The 16493-nt window shown below is 47.8% G+C and carries 15 protein-coding genes; all 15 read left to right on the forward strand.

Annotated elements, in window-relative coordinates; genetic code table 11:
- The first annotated feature begins 62 nt into the window (after nt 1–62).
- The 15 genes from ABRZ00_RS06085 (at nt 63) to asnB (ending at nt 16491) form a co-directional block, all read left to right on the forward strand.
- Nucleotides 63–1325, forward strand: a complete 1263-nt coding sequence (locus ABRZ00_RS06085; RefSeq protein ID WP_343834973.1) for an oligosaccharide flippase family protein — start codon at nt 63–65, stop codon at nt 1323–1325.
- Entirely contained in the window at nt 1322–2083 is a 762-nt protein-coding gene (locus ABRZ00_RS06090) for a hypothetical protein (RefSeq protein WP_343834974.1), read from the forward strand. Before ABRZ00_RS06085 ends, ABRZ00_RS06090 begins: the two co-directional genes overlap by 4 nt.
- Before the next feature lie 21 nt (nt 2084–2104).
- On the forward strand, nt 2105–3103 hold the full coding sequence (pseB, locus tag ABRZ00_RS06095; RefSeq protein ID WP_343834975.1) for a UDP-N-acetylglucosamine 4,6-dehydratase (inverting): 999 nt from the start codon (nt 2105–2107) through the stop codon (nt 3101–3103).
- Nucleotides 3104–3109: 6 nt separating this feature from the next.
- On the forward strand, nt 3110–4267 hold the full coding sequence (gene pseC / locus ABRZ00_RS06100; RefSeq protein WP_368642624.1) for a UDP-4-amino-4,6-dideoxy-N-acetyl-beta-L-altrosamine transaminase: 1158 nt from the start codon (nt 3110–3112) through the stop codon (nt 4265–4267).
- A gap of 56 nt (nt 4268–4323) precedes the next feature.
- Entirely contained in the window at nt 4324–6114 is a 1791-nt protein-coding gene (locus ABRZ00_RS06105) for a cytidylyltransferase domain-containing protein (protein ID WP_368642623.1), read from the forward strand.
- Between the two features lie 65 nt (nt 6115–6179).
- Nucleotides 6180–6812: a pseudaminic acid biosynthesis-associated methylase gene (locus ABRZ00_RS06110; RefSeq protein ID WP_343834978.1), complete on the forward strand. Its 633-nt coding sequence runs from the start codon at nt 6180–6182 to the stop codon at nt 6810–6812.
- Nucleotides 6813–6823: 11 nt separating this feature from the next.
- Nucleotides 6824–7978 (forward strand): N-acetyl sugar amidotransferase, encoded by a 1155-nt coding sequence (locus ABRZ00_RS06115; protein ID WP_343835016.1) that lies wholly within the window; start codon nt 6824–6826, stop codon nt 7976–7978.
- Nucleotides 7975–8616: an imidazole glycerol phosphate synthase subunit HisH gene (gene hisH, locus ABRZ00_RS06120; RefSeq protein WP_343834979.1), complete on the forward strand. Its 642-nt coding sequence runs from the start codon at nt 7975–7977 to the stop codon at nt 8614–8616. Before ABRZ00_RS06115 ends, hisH begins: the two co-directional genes overlap by 4 nt.
- A complete protein-coding gene (locus ABRZ00_RS06125) occupies nt 8610–9395 on the forward strand; it encodes an imidazole glycerol phosphate synthase cyclase subunit (RefSeq protein WP_343834980.1) in 786 nt (261 codons plus the stop codon). The genes hisH and ABRZ00_RS06125 overlap by 7 nt, the downstream gene beginning before the upstream one ends.
- Nucleotides 9396–9400: 5 nt before the next feature.
- Nucleotides 9401–10513, forward strand: a complete 1113-nt coding sequence (pseG, locus tag ABRZ00_RS06130; protein WP_343834981.1) for a UDP-2,4-diacetamido-2,4,6-trideoxy-beta-L-altropyranose hydrolase — start codon at nt 9401–9403, stop codon at nt 10511–10513.
- Complete coding sequence (gene pseH, locus ABRZ00_RS06135) at nt 10503–11021, forward strand: UDP-4-amino-4,6-dideoxy-N-acetyl-beta-L-altrosamine N-acetyltransferase (RefSeq protein WP_343834982.1); 519 nt, start codon at nt 10503–10505, stop codon at nt 11019–11021. The genes pseG and pseH overlap by 11 nt, the downstream gene beginning before the upstream one ends.
- Nucleotides 11018–12079 (forward strand): pseudaminic acid synthase, encoded by a 1062-nt coding sequence (gene pseI / locus ABRZ00_RS06140; RefSeq protein ID WP_343834983.1) that lies wholly within the window; start codon nt 11018–11020, stop codon nt 12077–12079. The genes pseH and pseI overlap by 4 nt, the downstream gene beginning before the upstream one ends.
- Nucleotides 12076–13317 (forward strand): hypothetical protein, encoded by a 1242-nt coding sequence (locus ABRZ00_RS06145; protein ID WP_343834984.1) that lies wholly within the window; start codon nt 12076–12078, stop codon nt 13315–13317. Before pseI ends, ABRZ00_RS06145 begins: the two co-directional genes overlap by 4 nt.
- 197 nt (nt 13318–13514) lie before the next feature.
- Nucleotides 13515–14591: a glycosyltransferase family 4 protein gene (locus ABRZ00_RS06150; RefSeq protein ID WP_343834985.1), complete on the forward strand. Its 1077-nt coding sequence runs from the start codon at nt 13515–13517 to the stop codon at nt 14589–14591.
- Nucleotides 14592–14610: 19 nt separating this feature from the next.
- Nucleotides 14611–16491 carry an asparagine synthase (glutamine-hydrolyzing) gene (asnB, locus tag ABRZ00_RS06155; RefSeq protein WP_343834986.1) on the forward strand — a complete coding sequence of 627 codons (1881 nt, stop codon included), beginning with the start codon at nt 14611–14613 and terminating at the stop codon, nt 16489–16491.
- Nucleotides 16492–16493: the final 2 nt, after the last annotated feature.

The following is a 16493-nucleotide window of genomic DNA, read 5'->3' on the forward strand; positions in this document are numbered from 1 at the left end:
CACCATCATGTACGGTCGTGTGACTGATGATTTGCCCCTGAATGATTTTTCGAGGATGCGATGTGCATATTAAAAACCAGGTTCTAGGTAATGCGCTTATATATCTGGTTGCCAATGTTTTTAATGCTGCTATTCCCTTTATTTTGCTCCCGATTTTGACGCGGGTTCTATCGCCGTCAGACTATGGCGTAGTATCGATGTTCCTGGTAATGCTCAGCATTTTTAGTGCTGTGGTAGGTTTGAGCATGAATGGAGTCATCAGCATACGCTACTTCCAGTTAGGTCGTGCCCAACTTGCAGAGTACATTAGTACGATCACAATTATGTTGGTGTTCACTACTTTCGTGTCAATTGCTGCGGTTATTCTGGCGGGTGACTGGATGGCTTCTACCACAGGCGTTCCAGTTGGCTGGCTAATTGTTGCTGTGATCGTTGCGGGGGTTCAGTTCGTTGTCAATATCAAGCTTACGCTTCTGCAGGTAGAAGGAAAGGCGAAGAAATTTGGGGTTCTTCAAGTTTCTCAAAGCTCAATCAATGCGATAGCCTCTTTATGGCTGGTTTTGATCGCCGGAATGGCTTGGCAGGGTCGGGTGCTCGGTCATGCACTATCGGTAGGCCTGCTCGGGCTTGTTGTCATGTTATGGATGTCACGGGACAAGCTGTTCGTAAAGCCGCACGCATGGAGGGAGTATGGCAAAGATGCAGTGCGTTTCGGATTGCCTTTGATTCCCCATGCAATTGGTGGATGGCTGTTGATCGCTGGTGATAGATTCATAGTCAAGGAAAATCTTGGACTGGCCGATACGGGAATCTATATGGCCGCCATGCAGGTTGGCATGGGGCTCCATATGGCGTACGAAGCATTTTTCAGATCATGGCATCCAGCAATAACAAAGAGCGTCATAAAAGATGAAGTGAAAAATCGGAAACTGTTGGTGTTGTCAGTTTATAAAGTCGTGAGCGGCGCGTTTCTTGCCCTTAGCATTTATTGCCTGCTTATCTGGTTAATCTATCCTTGGTTGGTTGGGGAAAGGTTCTCTGCAGGAATCTGGATAGCCTTGATATTTGCAGTCAGCGCATTTTTTGGTGCATGTTATTACTCAACAGCCATATTCATGCATATCCAGAACCGAAATGATCTGCTGGCGATCAATACATTCGTGAGTGGTGGGATTGGATTGGTTCTTTCTTTTATCTTGTGTCGGGATTTTGGTCTAGTGGGTGTGGCTGTAGGAATGCTGATTGGAAAGATTTTGGCATTCATATTTTGCTGGATTTCAGCCAACCATGTATTCCCAATGCCTTGGTTGAGGCCTTTTTCGTGAAAAAGCTATTGATTGTGGGTGACTCCCTCTCGATGTCACGTCATCGTGAGGGGGTTGCTTATGAGCAGATGTATTCGACACTGCTTGCATGCCATCTCAAGAACTGGCTCGTGATCAACGGATCCGTGCGTGCTAATACATCAAGGCAGATAATATCTGAAAACTATCAGGAAGAGTATATTTTGCCCTTGCTTCCCGATGTGGTGGTATTGCAGGTAGGGGTTGTGGATTGTCTGCCGCGTTTGATGTCGAAATACGAACGGCGTATTCTGGGGGTTCTTTCGAGAATTCAAGGCTTTCGTCGCTTGGCAAGATTCTATATTTCGTTTAAGTCAAAGAGAAGGCTATATTTCACCAAAAAAAAACAGATCTCTTTCGTTGGGTCGTCTGAATTCGAGAGCAATATGATGCAGTTTCGTAATCTAATGAGCCGTATTGGTTGCAAAGTAATTGCAATCAATATCCCGCATCCCGGACCGGGTCTGTCAGAACGGACTTTTGGTGTCGGCGAGGCCGTATCCAGATACAACGGTATCATTGATCAGGTTTTTTCGGGTTCGGCGCATGCGGTTGTTGATTTGTACAACATGACAAAATCAAATCCATCCTTACTCCAGGATGATGGTTATCATATTCGATGGGAGTGTCATGAGCTGCTCTATAAAGAAATATTTGAAAATAATCTTCTTCGTGCTTCGATGGAAAATAAAGAGCAGATGATTCCGGCGGCTGTTTCGATCTTGCCGAAACTGCATTGAATATTAGGATGTTTTAAATAAATGTTTAAAGAAAAAACCATTCTTGTAACCGGAGGAACCGGTTCTTTCGGGCATGTTTTCGTGCCAATGACTTTGGCTCGCTGCAAGCCAAAAAAAATCATCATCCTTTCTCGGGATGAAATGAAACAATGGGAGATGGCAAAGATTTACAAGTCAGATTCCAGAGTGCGTTTCTTCATTGGCGATGTCCGAGACAAAGATCGGTTGTATCGCGCATTGGATGGAGTCGATTATGTGGTTCATGCGGCCGCGACGAAGATCGTTCCCACTGCGGAATACAACCCTTTCGAGTGCATCAAGACGAATGTCATTGGTGCGATGAATCTGATCGATGCCTGCATCGATCAGGGTGTAAAACGCGTCGTGGCGCTTTCTACTGACAAGGCCAGTAGTCCTGTTAATCTTTATGGTGCTTCCAAATTGGCGTCCGACAAACTATTTGTCGCTGGAAATGCCTATTCTGGAGAGCATGGAACGAGATTTTCTGTGGTGCGCTACGGTAACGTCATGGGGTCGCGTGGCTCTGTAATACCTTTCTTCATGTCTCTTCGAGAAAGCGGAGAGGTACCGATTACGGATGTTCGTATGACTCGGTTCATGATTTCCCTGGAGCAGGGCGTGGAATTGGTATGGCATGCCTTTGATGATATGGTGGGCGGTGAAATCTATGTAAAGAAAATTCCCTCGATGAAAGTCGTGGATCTTGCTCGTGTGATAGCACCGGATGCGGCACATAAAATAATTGGCATACGCCCGGGCGAAAAACTACATGAACAAATGATCAGTGCGGAGGATTCTCTTTATACTTATGAATACCCGGAGCATTATAAAATACTGCCCGCCATCAATGGTTGGAACGATTCACCGGAGCGAATAAAGGGCGGAAGGATTGTGCCAGAAGGATTTACCTATGCAAGTGATACGAATCCAGAGTGGATGCGGCCAGAGACATTGGCCGCATGGGTTGAGAAAAATCTGAATAAGATAGGTAAGTTGTAGACCATTATGATTCCATATGGACGTCAGGATATCAGCCAGGCAGATATAGACGCTGTAGTGGATGTGCTCCGATCCGATTTCCTTACGCAAGGGCCCAGGGTGCCGGCCTTTGAGCAGGCGATAGCTGCAAAGGTCAAGGCGAAATACGCAGTAGCATCCAATAGCGCAACGTCTGCGCTGCATCTCGCTTGCTTAGCGCTTGGGCTAGGTCCCGGAGATCTCTTGTGGACATCGCCTATTACATTCGTGGCGACAGCGAATTGCGCTCTGTACTGTGGGGCTCAAGTCGATTTTGTCGATATTGATCCGTTGACCTACAACATGGATGTCGGTGCACTGGAGTCCAAATTGATCGAAGCCGATCGAATTGGCCGTCTTCCTAAGATTGTGGTACCCGTGCATCTATCTGGGCAATCGTGTGACATGGAGGCTATTCATGTCCTGGCTGATCGGTATGGCTTCAAAATTATTGAAGATGCTTCACATGCCATCGGTGGAAAATATCAAGGACAGTATGTTGGATTTTGTCAGCATAGCGATATCACTGTATTCAGCTTTCATCCCGTTAAGATAATCACTACAGCCGAAGGTGGTATGGCGACCACCAATAGTGAGGCTCTGGCAGAGCAGATGAAGCTGCTACGTAGCCATGGAATTACCAGAGATCCTTCCTTGATGACGCATAAACCTGATGGCCCCTGGTACTATCAGCAGATAGCTCTTGGATTGAATTACAGAATGACAGAGTTACAGGCTGCGCTGGGCATAAGTCAACTCGAGCGTCTTGATGAATACGTCACTAAACGCCATGAAGTAGCTCGACGCTATGATCTGGCTTTCGAGGGCCTTCCTATAACTATTCCCGTGCAGCATTCAAGATGCTACTCAGCATATCATCTGTATGTGATTCGATTGCACTTGGAGGATATAAGAATGGCACATGGCGACGTATTTGAAAAATTACGAAGTCAGGGTGTCGGTGTGAATCTGCATTATATTCCTGTGCATACTCAGCCTTACTATAGAAGTATGGGTTTCCGTATCGGACAATTTCCAGAGGCTGAAAAATATTATCGTGAGGCAATCAGTTTGCCGATGTATGCAACTTTGTCCTATGACGAGCAGTTGATTGTTCAGAGTGCTGTGAAATCAATCATTCAATAAAACAGAAAGAATTAGGCGTGATCTATAAGACATCATTGTCAGTGAGGCCATAGTAAATGAATAAAAGATACGTTCCGCCTTATGTCATTTTCGAAGTCGCCAACGTTCATGCAGGAAACGTTAACTATCTTGGGCGAATGATCGACGCGTTTTCTCGTGTTGAATACGAGAACAAAGGCATAAAATTTCAAATTTTCTCTCCAGACGGTATAGCGTTGCCGGATTTTGAATGGTATCCGGTTTACAAGGAACTTTGTTTCGACCGGTCGGTGTGGAAAAACATGATCAATGAGACCGCCAAATATGGAGATGCCTGGGTTGACATATTTGATGGCTATGGCGCTATTGTTCTGCAAGAAAATATAGATCATATCGTGGGTATCAAGCTGCAGGCCTCTGTGTTAGAAAATCATGAGATACGCAGTGTTCTTGAGCAGGTCGAGTTTGGAGACCGACGACTGATCATCAATGTATCAGGATTGGCGCTGGATGAAGTTCATGCGGTATATGATTATTTCTCGGGCATAGCAGAAAATGTCATATTGCAAATAGGCTATCAAAGTTATCCCACGAAAATATCCAATACAGGATTGCAGAAAATTCCAGTTTTGCACGCTGCTTTTCCAGGAGTTCCCCTCTGCATGGCCGATCATGCGGATGCCAATGAAAACTTCGCGCTGGAGGTTCCTATTTATGCCGCAGTGCTTGGGTGTTCATATATAGAGAAACATTTTTGCCTTGATCGTAAAATGGCAAAGTATGATGGGTTTTCCTCATTAGAGCCAGATCAAATGCGATCTCTATGTGCGTCTTTGAAGAACGCGAGCTTGGCGTCTCATGGATTATTTGTTAGTGACGATGAAAAAGAATATCTCAGAAAGTCCATTCAGATCCCGATAGCGCGTCATGCGATGAACTCTGGCGATCTGATTTCTAAGTCTGACATCATTTTCCGCAGGACAAAGCAAAGCGGTTTGAGTTTCCGTGAAATTCAAGATATTCAGAACCAAAAGCATCTTTTAGCCATGAGCCCAGCAGCCAATGCATCTTTCCACCGAGAGAATTTTCGGCCTGCAAATATTGCAGTTATCGCTGCATGCCGCATGAAATCTTCCCGTCTGCAGCAGAAGGCACTGCTCCCGATTGTTGGTGTTCCTTCGGTTGATCGCTGCTTGTCTCAGTGTCTGGCGATTCCGGCTGTCCATAGGGTGGTGCTGGCCACGTCTGATCTAGAGGCTGATGCTGTCCTGCGTAACCATACACTTAACGGAGCGGTCGACTTCTGGCAAGGAGAGCCAGATGATGTAATCAGCAGATATCTTGGAGCCTGTGAACACTTTAATATCGATGTGGTCGTGAGAGTGACGGCGGATTGTCCTTTGATCCTTCCAGAGATTATTACTTATCTTCTGGAGCAGCATTTTCTCTCTGGCGCTGATTATACGGCAGCCAGAAATGCTGCTGTTGGGACTGCTGGAGAAATCATTAATGTCCGTGCCCTTAAAAAGGTACGGGATTATTTCGGTGCTGCCGAATATTCTGAATATATGACGTGGTATTTTCAAAATAATCCGGGTCATTTCAAAATAAATCTAGTGCAATTGCCTCCAAGCCTGGTGCGGGATTACAGAATGACACTGGACTACCAGGAAGATCTTAAAATGTTCAATCGCCTCTACGAAAAATTAAATAATGAAAAGAGCTTTTATTCCGCTGATGAGGTATTTGCAGTGTTGGATGGAAATCCGGAAATATCAAAAATAAACGGGCATCTTACATTAAAATATAAAACGGACAAGGATTTGATCGAAACGCTGAATCGGGAAACCAGAATGGAGGCGGTATAAGAATGACCGTTGGTATAGTGTATGTCGTTGATTAAATCGGATTAAGATATTTTGATGAGATTTTAATGAAAAAATTCAAGACTGAACAAGAAGATTTTTGGGCAGGAGATTTCGGTGTTGAGTACATCAACCGGAATCAGGGGAAAGAGCTGCTGGCAGCAAATCTAAAATTTTTTTCCAAGGCCCTTAAGAGTGCTAGCGGTTTGCGCTCTTGCATCGAATTCGGCGCAAATATTGGGATGAATGCAAGAGCACTGCAGTTGCTTTACCCGTCTTTGGATATTCAAGGGATAGAGATCAATTCACAGGCTGCCGACCAATTGAGTGTTGTTCTGGGCGAGGATCATGTGCATAGAACTTCGATTCTTGAGTTTCAGCCGGATCGTAAGTGGGACTTGGTGCTAATAAAGGGTGTTCTCATACATATCGCTCCCGACTCATTGACGGAAGTCTATGACAAATTGGTGGCATCCTCTGAACGATACGTGCTAGTGGCGGAGTACTACAATCCAGTTCCAGTGGCTATTTCATATCGAGGACATGAAAATCGGCTTTTCAAGCGGGATTTCGCTGGTGAGATCATGAGCCGGTATCCGCAATTACAGCTTATTGATTACGGTTTTGCCTATCATCTGGATCCGAGCTTTCCTCAAGATGATATCACTTGGTTCCTGATGGAAAAAACGGCTGATTTTTAAGGGGGGCTATGATGATTAGATATTGCGCGCATTGTGTTATGCCGGATACCAAACCGGATTTGCGGCTTGATGAGCATGGGGTTTGCAATGCCTGTCGCAGTTATGAAATGCGCAATGAAGTTGATTGGGATAGCCGCTATAAATCGTTGCTGGACATCCTGGATAAATATCGCAACAAGGGCGGAACCAATTGGGATTGCATCGTTCCGGTTAGTGGCGGAAAGGACAGTACTTACCAAGTTGTCAGGATGCTGCAGCTTGGCTTGAATCCGCTATGCGTGACATCTACAACGTGTGACCTGACAGAGATCGGTCGGAAGAATATTGAAAATATCAAGCAGTTGGGTGTCGATTATATCGAAGTCAGTCCTAATCCAGTCGTCAGGGCCAAGATGAATAGGATCGGCCTGATGCAGGTGGGTGACATCTCTTGGCCGGAGCATGTCGGAATATTCACAATCCCTGTGCGCGCAGCAGTGCAATTCAATGTGCCGTTGATCGTATGGGGGGAAAATTCTCAGAATGAGTATGGTGGTCCGGCTGCCGCTGCTGAGAATAATGTGCTTGACCGCCGATGGCTGGAGGAGTTTGGTGGCTTGTTGGGGATGCGGGTTACAGATCTTTTGGGCATGGAAGGGATAGAGCAGAAACATCTCATCAATTACACCTATCCTACCGATGCCGAACTTGCACGCGTTGGGGTAACTGGGTTGTTCCTTGGGCACTATATACCATGGGACGGGCTTTCAAATGCCTTGATTGCCCAAGCCAATGGCTTCACTACCTATCATAAGACGGTGGAAGGATCCATGGTCAGTTATGAGAATCTCGATAACTATCAGACGGGGATTCACGATTATTTTAAATTTTTGAAATTTGGTTTTGGGCGTGCGACTGATCTTGCTTGTCTGCATATCCGCCGCGGTCGCCTCAGCAGGTTGGATGGTTTGGATGCTGTGAAACGCCTGGACGGCAGGTTTCCCTGGGAGTATTTGGGGAAAGGTCTAGAAGATATTCTGAGGCCATTGGATGTCACTGTTGATGAATTTATAAAAATCTGCGACAGATTTACAAACAAAAAACTATTTCAGCGTGACTCTGCAGGTGGCTTGTTGAAAGATCGACATGGCAATCTGAAGAAAATCAATGATGATAATATCCCATGATTGTCGGTATAATTGATTATGGTGTTGGTAATCTAGGTTCTCTGGCCCACTCCTTACAGGGGCATGGTGAGGTCCGGCTGTTGGCCAACCCTCTCGATGCTATTCAGGCAGACCGGTTGATTCTTCCGGGTGTGGGGAATTTTTCAGATTGTGCATTACGCTTACATCGGACAGGCTGGTGGAGTGCGCTGCTTGATGCGGTCTTGGGGAGATATCAACCTCTGCTCGGAATTTGCGTGGGCATGCAATTGCTTTGCGATTTGGGGCACGAAGGGGCTGAAGGCTCCGATGATGTAGGTGTCTCAGGTCTTGGATTGATCCGCGGTGAAGTCCGGCATCTTTCTAGTTTGGGATGCGAGCTTCGAATTCCTCATGTCGGTTGGAATTCAATAGAACTTCCTTCTGGGTCGACTGGCTTATTTCAGGGGATTCCGAATGGCACGGACTTTTATTTTGTGCACAGTTATGCCTTCGACGTGGTGGATCAGGAAGATATCGTTGCTACCACAAATTATGGTGTGCTTTTGCCGGTGGCGATCCGTAAGGGGCTTGTATGGGGAGTTCAGTTCCATCCGGAAAAAAGTTCCAAGGCTGGGCAAATATTTTTGAAGAATTTTGTATTGACAGAAGTATGTTGAAAGTACGAGTGATCCCTACGCTGTTGTGGAAACAGTTCGGACTTGTAAAAGGTATTGGTTTTGATAGTTGGCGTCGAGTTGGTTCGGTACTGCCTGCCATTCGGGTGTACGCAGCTCGGGAAGTTGATGAGCTTATTCTTGTTGATATCGCGGCGCATCAACCTGGCAATGAGTTGGATTTTGACTCAATCGAGGATTTGAGCCAGGATTGCCACATTCCACTGACTATTGGGGGTGGGGTGCGGCATCTCGATCAGGTTTCCGCGCTTTTACGTGCGGGTGCAGATAAGATAAGCATTAATACTGCGGCATATGATTGTCCTCAACTGATTCCCCAAATTGCGCGCCGGCATGGGGTGCAATGTATCGTGGCAAGTGTTGATGTTCGTGTTGATGATAGAGGAAATTGGAAGTGCTTCAGCCATGCAGGTACTCGGCCAACGGGTCTATATGCCGTTAAATGGGCTCGTCAATTGGAAGCCATGGGGGCTGGTGAGATACTGATTACTTCTATTGATCGGGATGGCACAATGGCGGGTTATGATCTTGGCCTGATTGAAACCATAGCGAGTGCGGTCAATATCCCGGTAATCGCGTCCGGTGGGGCTGGTTCGTATCAACACATGGTTGATGCGGTGATGCAAGGCGGTGCGGCGGCAGTGGCTGCCGCCAGCATGTTTCATTTTACTGAGCAAACCCCGGCTGGCGCCAAGAGAGCGCTGGCCGACGCTGGCGTTCCTGTCCGTTGGCCATTGGATGTGTTCGGCGATACGAGTTGAGTGTGATGCGAACCGCGGTCTTCCGAGCTGATGCATCAGTACAAATTGGGACAGGCCATGTTATGCGTTGCTTAACATTGGCTGATGCTCTTCGCTCTAGGGGAATCAGTTCGACATTTATCTGCCGTGATCATCCAGGCCATTTGGCGACCGTGATCCAGGCACGCGGTTATTCTGTAAATATGTTGCCGGCGCCTGCTGGATGGCGAGAGGGCGCTCAGCCAGGGCACCTCGCTCATTCGGCATGGTTGGGTTCTACCCAGGCGATGGATTCTGCAGCATGCCGTCCTCTGCTCGAGAACCTGCGTCCCTATTGGCTGATTGTGGACCATTATGCGCTGGATGAATATTGGGAGATGTCGCTACGAGATTGTTACGCGCGTCTTCTTGTGATCGATGATCTGGCCGATAGGCGCCATCAGTGTGACGTGTTGCTGGATCAGAATCTTGGGCGCACGGAAACAGATTATCTAAATTTGACCCCGACGCAGTGCCGAAGACTTATTGGTCCTCACTATGCACTTTTGCGGCCCGAGTTTTCCGCTACACGCAGCTATAGCGTACTCCGTCGCCGATCTATGTCTCTGAAGTACTGGTTAATCACGATGGGAGGGGTGGATTCGGAAAACATAACCGGACGTATTCTGGATGTGATGGCAGGTATCAAGTTGCCTAAGGAGAGCAGAATTACGGTGATCATGGGGGCTAATGCACCACATTCGGCTACTGTGAAACGGCAGGCTGCAAGTATCGGAGTCCCTACCGAAGTTCTTTTCGGTGTAAATGATATGGCTCGGCATATGGCTGAAAATGATCTATGTATCGGTGCGGCAGGCGGTACTGCTTGGGAGAGGTGCTGCTTAGGTGTGCCGACATTGTTAGTAGTATTGGCAGAGAATCAAGTATCCGGAGCAAATGCAATAGTGAAGGCTGGCGCTGCGGAATTACTTGCCGTTGACCGGATCGGACTTGATTTGCCGCAGTGGATTCGTGATTTTCAAGAGAACCCAGAGCGCCTTGAGCGCATGAGCCAAGCAGGGCTTGCAATGATTTCAGGGACAGGTGCGGAAGATGTGGCTACCTTCCTCGCATCAGGAGAGTATGCCAATGGCCGATAGGCGAATTCGAGCAATGATTGAGTCAGATTTAGAGCAAGTTCTAAGTTGGCGTAATCATCCGGACATCCGAGAAAATATGTTTACACGTCAGGAAATAAGCCAATCGGAGCATCAGGCATGGTTCACTGGGCTTCAGCGCGATCCTCTGAGGTGTGCTTTATTGTACGAGGAGGATGGGTTGCCGCTTGGTGTCATAACACTAAGGCGCCTGCAGGGGATGTCTGTAGCAGAGTGGGGATTCTATCGAGATCCCGGTGCCCCGAAAGGAACAGGATTTCCGATGGGTGTTTTGGCCTTAGACCATGCATTCAAATTTCTTGGATTGCATAAAGTGTATGGGGAAGTCATTGGCAGTAATGTTGCTTCCATCGGGTTTCATAGGAGGCTAGGCTTTCTTCAGGAAGGATTGCTACGGGATCATTTCGAAACGAATGGTTGCTATGAGGATGTCTTGTGCTTCGGAATACTGGCGGAGGAGTGGAAATCCATGAGGGAACAAAAGCTATGAAGAAACATGCATCATTTATGATAGACGGACGCATGGTTGGAAAGGATCATCCGCCTTATATCATTGCTGAAGTTTCTGCGAATCATAATGGAAGTCTTGAGAGAGCAACACGCATCATTGAACAGGCAAAGGAAGCGGGTGCCGATGCTGTCAAGTTGCAGACCTATACTGCCGATACGATCACCTTGAATTGTGATACTGAAGCATTTCAGATTAACGGTGGGCTCTGGAATGGCAAGACGCTCTATCAGCTCTATCAAGATGCACATATGCCGTGGGAATGGCATCGTCCGCTATTTGATAGGGCTAGAGAGTTGGGGATCACAATATTTAGTAGTCCATTTGATAATAGTGCAGTCGACCTATTGGAGAATCTGGGGGCGCCGGCATACAAGATCGCATCATTTGAGGTGGTGGATTTGCCTCTGATCAAGTATGTGGCAAGCACTGGGAAGCCGATGATAATTTCTACAGGCATGGCGGATATGGCTGAGATTCAAGAGGCTATCGATACTGCTTACGATAATGGATGTAAGGATGTGGCTATTTTACATTGTGTCAGCGGATATCCCGCACCCGCTTCAGATTACAATTTAAATACAATATCAGACATGGCGCGACGTTATGAGGTGGTGACCGGGCTGTCGGATCATACGCTGGATAATGCTACTGCCATCGCTAGCATCGCGCTGGGGGCCTCTATTATTGAGAAACATTTCACTCTTGATCGGGAGGGTGGCGGTGCCGATGATAGTTTCTCCTTGGAGCCACATGAGCTCGCCGTATTATGCAGGGATTCTAGAACTGCCTGGTCAGCTCTGGGAAGCATTGATTATGGACGAAAGCCCAGTGAAAAAGATAATGCCAAATTTCGGCGCTCGCTTTACTTTGTTCGGGCATTAAAGGCAGGAGATATTGTTACGGATCAGTGCGTCAGAAGTGTTCGTCCTGGCTATGGTTTGGCGCCGAAGCATCTAAGCGAGGTTATTGGCCGTCGTGTCTGCCGTGATATTGAGCGATGCGAGCCTGTTAATTGGGATGCTTTTGGTGATGAATGATGGTCAGTATGGGCTCATTGGGAGGCTTGCTGAGGACTTTGGGTTGCCCAGGCGCTAAGGCGCTTCCATCAAAGGTTGATGTTTTGCTGGTTCGGCACGACTTGGATTGTGGATATTCTTACAATGGACTTGCGTATTCCCATATTTTAGATAGCGTCTCAGATGTTCTGAAAGATCTTGGGAAGACTTGCTGTACGGTAGCGTCGCCTTATAGCTTTTTAGTGGGGGAGAAGGCGTATGGAAGTCCTTTCTGTATAAATAGAGCGTACGCATTTGCTACTATTTTCTCCAAGCTTAAATTTGGCGGCGATCGAGTAAGATCAAACATATATGCAAAGAAAAACGTATGGCGAACAGTGATCGAAGCTGTTTCGCCGAGAGCGATTATTGGCATTGCTCCGGGGCCCGAACTTTGCTGGGCAGCAAATGAAATGTCGGTTCCTGTGTACGATGTCCAGCATGGAGTCATTAATGAGGGGCATGTTGTATACAAGGAAATACTAAGAGATGGTCCGGATGAGTATGTGCCTTCTGGTTTTCTGTGTTGGGATCGTACAGCAGCGGATACCCTTGAATGGGCTCGTAAGCGTGGACGGGAAGTACATGTCATAGGAAATCCGTGGTTTCAACGATTTATCCATCGAAGAGAAAGTGATTCGCTTGTTGAAGAGGTGTTATCTGACTGCATACCTAGTTTGGTTGGTAAAAAAACCATTCTTGTGACGATGCAATGGGGTTTGCGAGAATTTTTTAAGGATCCAGACTATTATGAGTTTCTTCCAGAGGCTCTAATTCAGGCCATCAACGCATCTAAGAATGAATACAATTGGTGGTTGAGACTCCATCCTGTGCAGGTTCGTAGCGGAATCAAGGACAAGGTAGTGTCCTTTTTAGAGCGCTCTTTTGGCAAGGAGGGAGCTGTTTGTTGGGAGTTGCCTACATCGCTGCCGTTGCCACTGGTATTGGCGAAATGTGATTTACATATTACTGATTGCGGTTCGACGACAATTGAAGCTGGGTGGTATGGAATTCCGACGGCCTTATTAAATGATCGCTATGAAAATGGAGGGATACTTAAGAAGTATTTTCTACCAGAACGGTCGTGCGGCTTGGCAGTCTGTGTTTCACAAGACGTATCTCATATCTTGGAATGGGTGAGTTTTTACAAGCGTTCTGAAACCGGCACATGGAAGGGTGGAAATGTTCGCGATGTTTTGTCTGGCATCGTCTCTGGCTAGTGGATTCAGTCGAATTAAGTAATTATTGTTTTCTTGTTTTCTGTGTTGTGACAAATTTTACGTAGAAATTATCCGATATTGATCGGTATATTTACTGGGCCGTGACGGAGGTAAGTGGGTTTTGGCCGGTGAGAGCAAAGAGATCTGAAATGCGCATATTAGAAATATTGCTGCTTTATGCAGAAAATGGACAATAAATGTCAGAAATTGCGTTCCTTCTATTCTGTGGAAGAAAGTTTGGCGGTATGGAGCGTCGCTATGCAAGGCTTGCTGGATCTCTTCATGATCAAGGTGTGGAAGTGACTGTGATCTGCACGCATGATGCATTGCTTGGTATGCGCGATCTAAATATCATTTTTCCACAATCATCCTTTAGATTGATTGATTTTGGATGGAGATCTATTCCCGTCTTCTTTCGTAAAATAAATAGAGCGTTGGGAATTATAAGAGCGCTGTATTTAATTAGATCTGCTCAATACAAACATGTGCATATCATCGCTAATCCTGGATTCCTTGTGTATCTATATGCGGCTCTGAGCCGCTTTTTGCCACTGTTCTCATTTTCTGTTGTTGACTCTAGGTTGGGGTTTAATGCAGGTTGGGTGCGGCGTGCTGTTAAAGCGACATATTCTGTAGACTGTCTGTCTGATTCTATAGGGAAGAATATACGTTGCGCATGTGAAAATGAAACAGACAGGAGAAAAGTCCATGTTTCCCCGTGCAGTTTCACTGATTTTTCTGAGGTTAAGTTGCGGGATATTAGGGATATCGATGTCGTGATGATGGCTCGTTTTTCTCCGGAAAAAGGCTATGGCCTTTTTTTGAAGGCTGCCCCCAATCTTCCAGAAGGGTTGGAGATACATTTGTGTGGCTTTGGTTCTAATCCGCCCATTACAGAGCGCGCCAAGGTGTATGAGTGCCAGGATCCTTTTGATGTCTTGGCGCGATCCAAGATCTTTTTATCGTTGCAGGATAAGGAGAACTACCCATCTCAAGCACTATTGGAAGCCATGGCATCTGGATGTGCTGTGATTGCAACTGATGTCGGGGAAACGAGACGCCTGCTTGATGAGTCTTGCGCGATACTAATAAAACCGGATGCGAGTGCTTTGGCGTCGTCGATTAAGTACCTGCTTGAAAACCCAGCGGAGTGTCGCCGGCTCGGTTCGGAAGCGAGAGCTCGTGTGCTGAGGGATCATACACTAGATCGGTTTTCCGAATACTTCAAGAGAGAGATCATGCATGACAGTGCGTGCGCGTTGGCAGATGTATGATATTTGGAGAACATTCTAAATGTGCGGGTTTGCTGGATTTTTTAGATCCGCCCGATTCGCCGCGGATGACTCAACCGCAATCTTGCGTAAACAGAGCTTGGCTATAAAACATCGTGGCCCTGATAGCGATGGAGTTTGGTGCGATGATGTGACAGGTTTCGGAGTGGCACATAGACGTCTCTCTATCTCAGATCTTTCTCTTGCTGGCCATCAACCTATGGTGTCGCAGTGTGGCCGGTACATCTTGGCATTCAATGGCGAAATCTATAACCATGGGGAGTTGCGAAATCGCTTAGAGCAAGAAGGGCAGGGCAATACTTGGCGGGGCCATTCCGATACCGAGGCGTTGCTGACTTGTCTTGCCCGATGGGGCCTTGATCGGACTTTGCAGGCGTGTGTCGGCATGTTCGCTTTTGCCTTATGGGATCGGCAGGACCGCACCTTGACTCTGGCCAGGGACCGCATGGGGGAGAAGCCGCTGTACTGGGGATGGCAAGGGCAAACCTTATTGTTTGGTTCCGAGCTGAAGGCATTGCGTGTTCATCCTGATTTTCAAGGGATGATTGACCGTGAAGCGCTGACGCTGCTGTTGCGATACAACTACATCCCCGCTCCGTATAGTATCTATCGCGGTATCCGAAAACTGCCGGCAGGACATTATGTCGTCATTGCCGCAGGGGATCGGGATGCCATGCCCAGGCCATTCTGGGATTACCGCAATGTCGTGCGGGCTGGATTGGAAACCCCGTTCACTGGAACCGATGGGCAGGCCATAGATGAGCTGGAGGCGCGGTTGATGACGAGCATCCAGGGGCAGCGAGTGGCGGATGTCCCCCTTGGGGCATTCCTGAGTGGCGGGATCGACAGCAGCCTGGTTGTGGCGCTGATGCAGCGGCAGGCCTCGCAACGGGTGAACACTTATGCAATCGGGTTTCAGGACAAGGCGTTCGACGAAGCGGTGCATGCACGCGCCGTAGCGGATCACCTGGACACGGATCATGCGGAACTATATGTCACGGAGCAGGACGCTCTGGCGATCGTTCCGGAGTTGCCTCGCATTTACTGCGAGCCTTTTGCGGACAGTTCTCAGATCCCCACTTTCCTCGTCAGCCGGATGGCGCGCCAACGTGTAACGGTGGCGCTCAGTGGGGATGGTGGCGATGAGTTGTTCGGGGGGTATACGCCGTATCAGTTCATGCCCAGGCTCTGGGGCTGGCTTCGGATGGTTCCTGCGCCATTGCGCCAGGGCGTTGCGGCCCTGCTGGCGCCGTTACCGGTTCCTCAGCGAATCGAAAAGCTATTGGCAATCCTGGGTGCTGCCAGTCGGGAAGATTTATATTTTCGCGTGCGCAGCCATTGGATGAATACGGAGTCAGTGGTTCTGGGTGCGAACGAACCGGATTCCTTGCTGCGCAATCCTGGTGAGTGGCGGTTTGTGGAATCGTTCGAGGCCTGGATGATGTCTCTGGATGTCTGCGGCTACATGCCCGATGACATCCTGGTGAAGGTTGACCGTGCAGCGATGGCCAATAGCTTGGAAACACGGGTGCCGTTGCTGGATCATCGTGTGGTTGAGTTCGCCGCACGCTTGCCGCTTTCGATGAAAATCCGGGGCGGCCAAGGCAAATGGGTGTTGCGGCAATTGCTATATCGCTATGTGCCGCAATCTCTGGTGGATCGTCCAAAGGCCGGTTTCGCGGTGCCGTTGGGTAGTTGGTTGCGAGGCCCGTTGCGTGAGTGGGCGGAAGATCTGCTGCAAGAATCCAGGTTGTTGCAAGAAGGCTATTTCAATACGAAAAGAGTCCGGGAAACATGGCGGGAACACCTCAGCGGACGGGCGGATCGATCGAGTAAGCTGTGGAGCATTTTGATGTTTCAGGCGTGGCTGGCGGACCAATGACG

Origin of the sequence: Castellaniella ginsengisoli (assembly GCF_040955415.1) — a bacterium.
Taxonomy (GTDB): Bacteria; Pseudomonadota; Gammaproteobacteria; order Burkholderiales; family Burkholderiaceae_B; genus Castellaniella; species Castellaniella ginsengisoli.

What these genes read in the sequence shown, in the direction of transcription:
- asnB (WP_343834986.1), top strand. Translation starts at nt 14,611, where the DNA reads ATGTGCGGGTTTGCTGGATTTTTTAGATCCGCCCGATTCGCCGCGGAT.
- ABRZ00_RS06145 (WP_343834984.1), top strand. Translation starts at nt 12,076, where the DNA reads ATGATGGTCAGTATGGGCTCATTGGGAGGCTTGCTGAGGACTTTGGGT.
- ABRZ00_RS06115 (WP_343835016.1), top strand. Translation starts at nt 6,824, where the DNA reads ATGATTAGATATTGCGCGCATTGTGTTATGCCGGATACCAAACCGGAT.
- pseI (WP_343834983.1), top strand. Translation starts at nt 11,018, where the DNA reads ATGAAGAAACATGCATCATTTATGATAGACGGACGCATGGTTGGAAAG.
- pseG (WP_343834981.1), top strand. Translation starts at nt 9,401, where the DNA reads ATGCGAACCGCGGTCTTCCGAGCTGATGCATCAGTACAAATTGGGACA.
- pseH (WP_343834982.1), top strand. Translation starts at nt 10,503, where the DNA reads ATGGCCGATAGGCGAATTCGAGCAATGATTGAGTCAGATTTAGAGCAA.
- ABRZ00_RS06105 (WP_368642623.1), top strand. Translation starts at nt 4,324, where the DNA reads ATGAATAAAAGATACGTTCCGCCTTATGTCATTTTCGAAGTCGCCAAC.
- ABRZ00_RS06110 (WP_343834978.1), top strand. Translation starts at nt 6,180, where the DNA reads ATGAAAAAATTCAAGACTGAACAAGAAGATTTTTGGGCAGGAGATTTC.
- ABRZ00_RS06125 (WP_343834980.1), top strand. Translation starts at nt 8,610, where the DNA reads ATGTTGAAAGTACGAGTGATCCCTACGCTGTTGTGGAAACAGTTCGGA.
- hisH (WP_343834979.1), top strand. Translation starts at nt 7,975, where the DNA reads ATGATTGTCGGTATAATTGATTATGGTGTTGGTAATCTAGGTTCTCTG.
- pseC (WP_368642624.1), top strand. Translation starts at nt 3,110, where the DNA reads ATGATTCCATATGGACGTCAGGATATCAGCCAGGCAGATATAGACGCT.
- pseB (WP_343834975.1), top strand. Translation starts at nt 2,105, where the DNA reads ATGTTTAAAGAAAAAACCATTCTTGTAACCGGAGGAACCGGTTCTTTC.
- ABRZ00_RS06150 (WP_343834985.1), top strand. Translation starts at nt 13,515, where the DNA reads ATGTCAGAAATTGCGTTCCTTCTATTCTGTGGAAGAAAGTTTGGCGGT.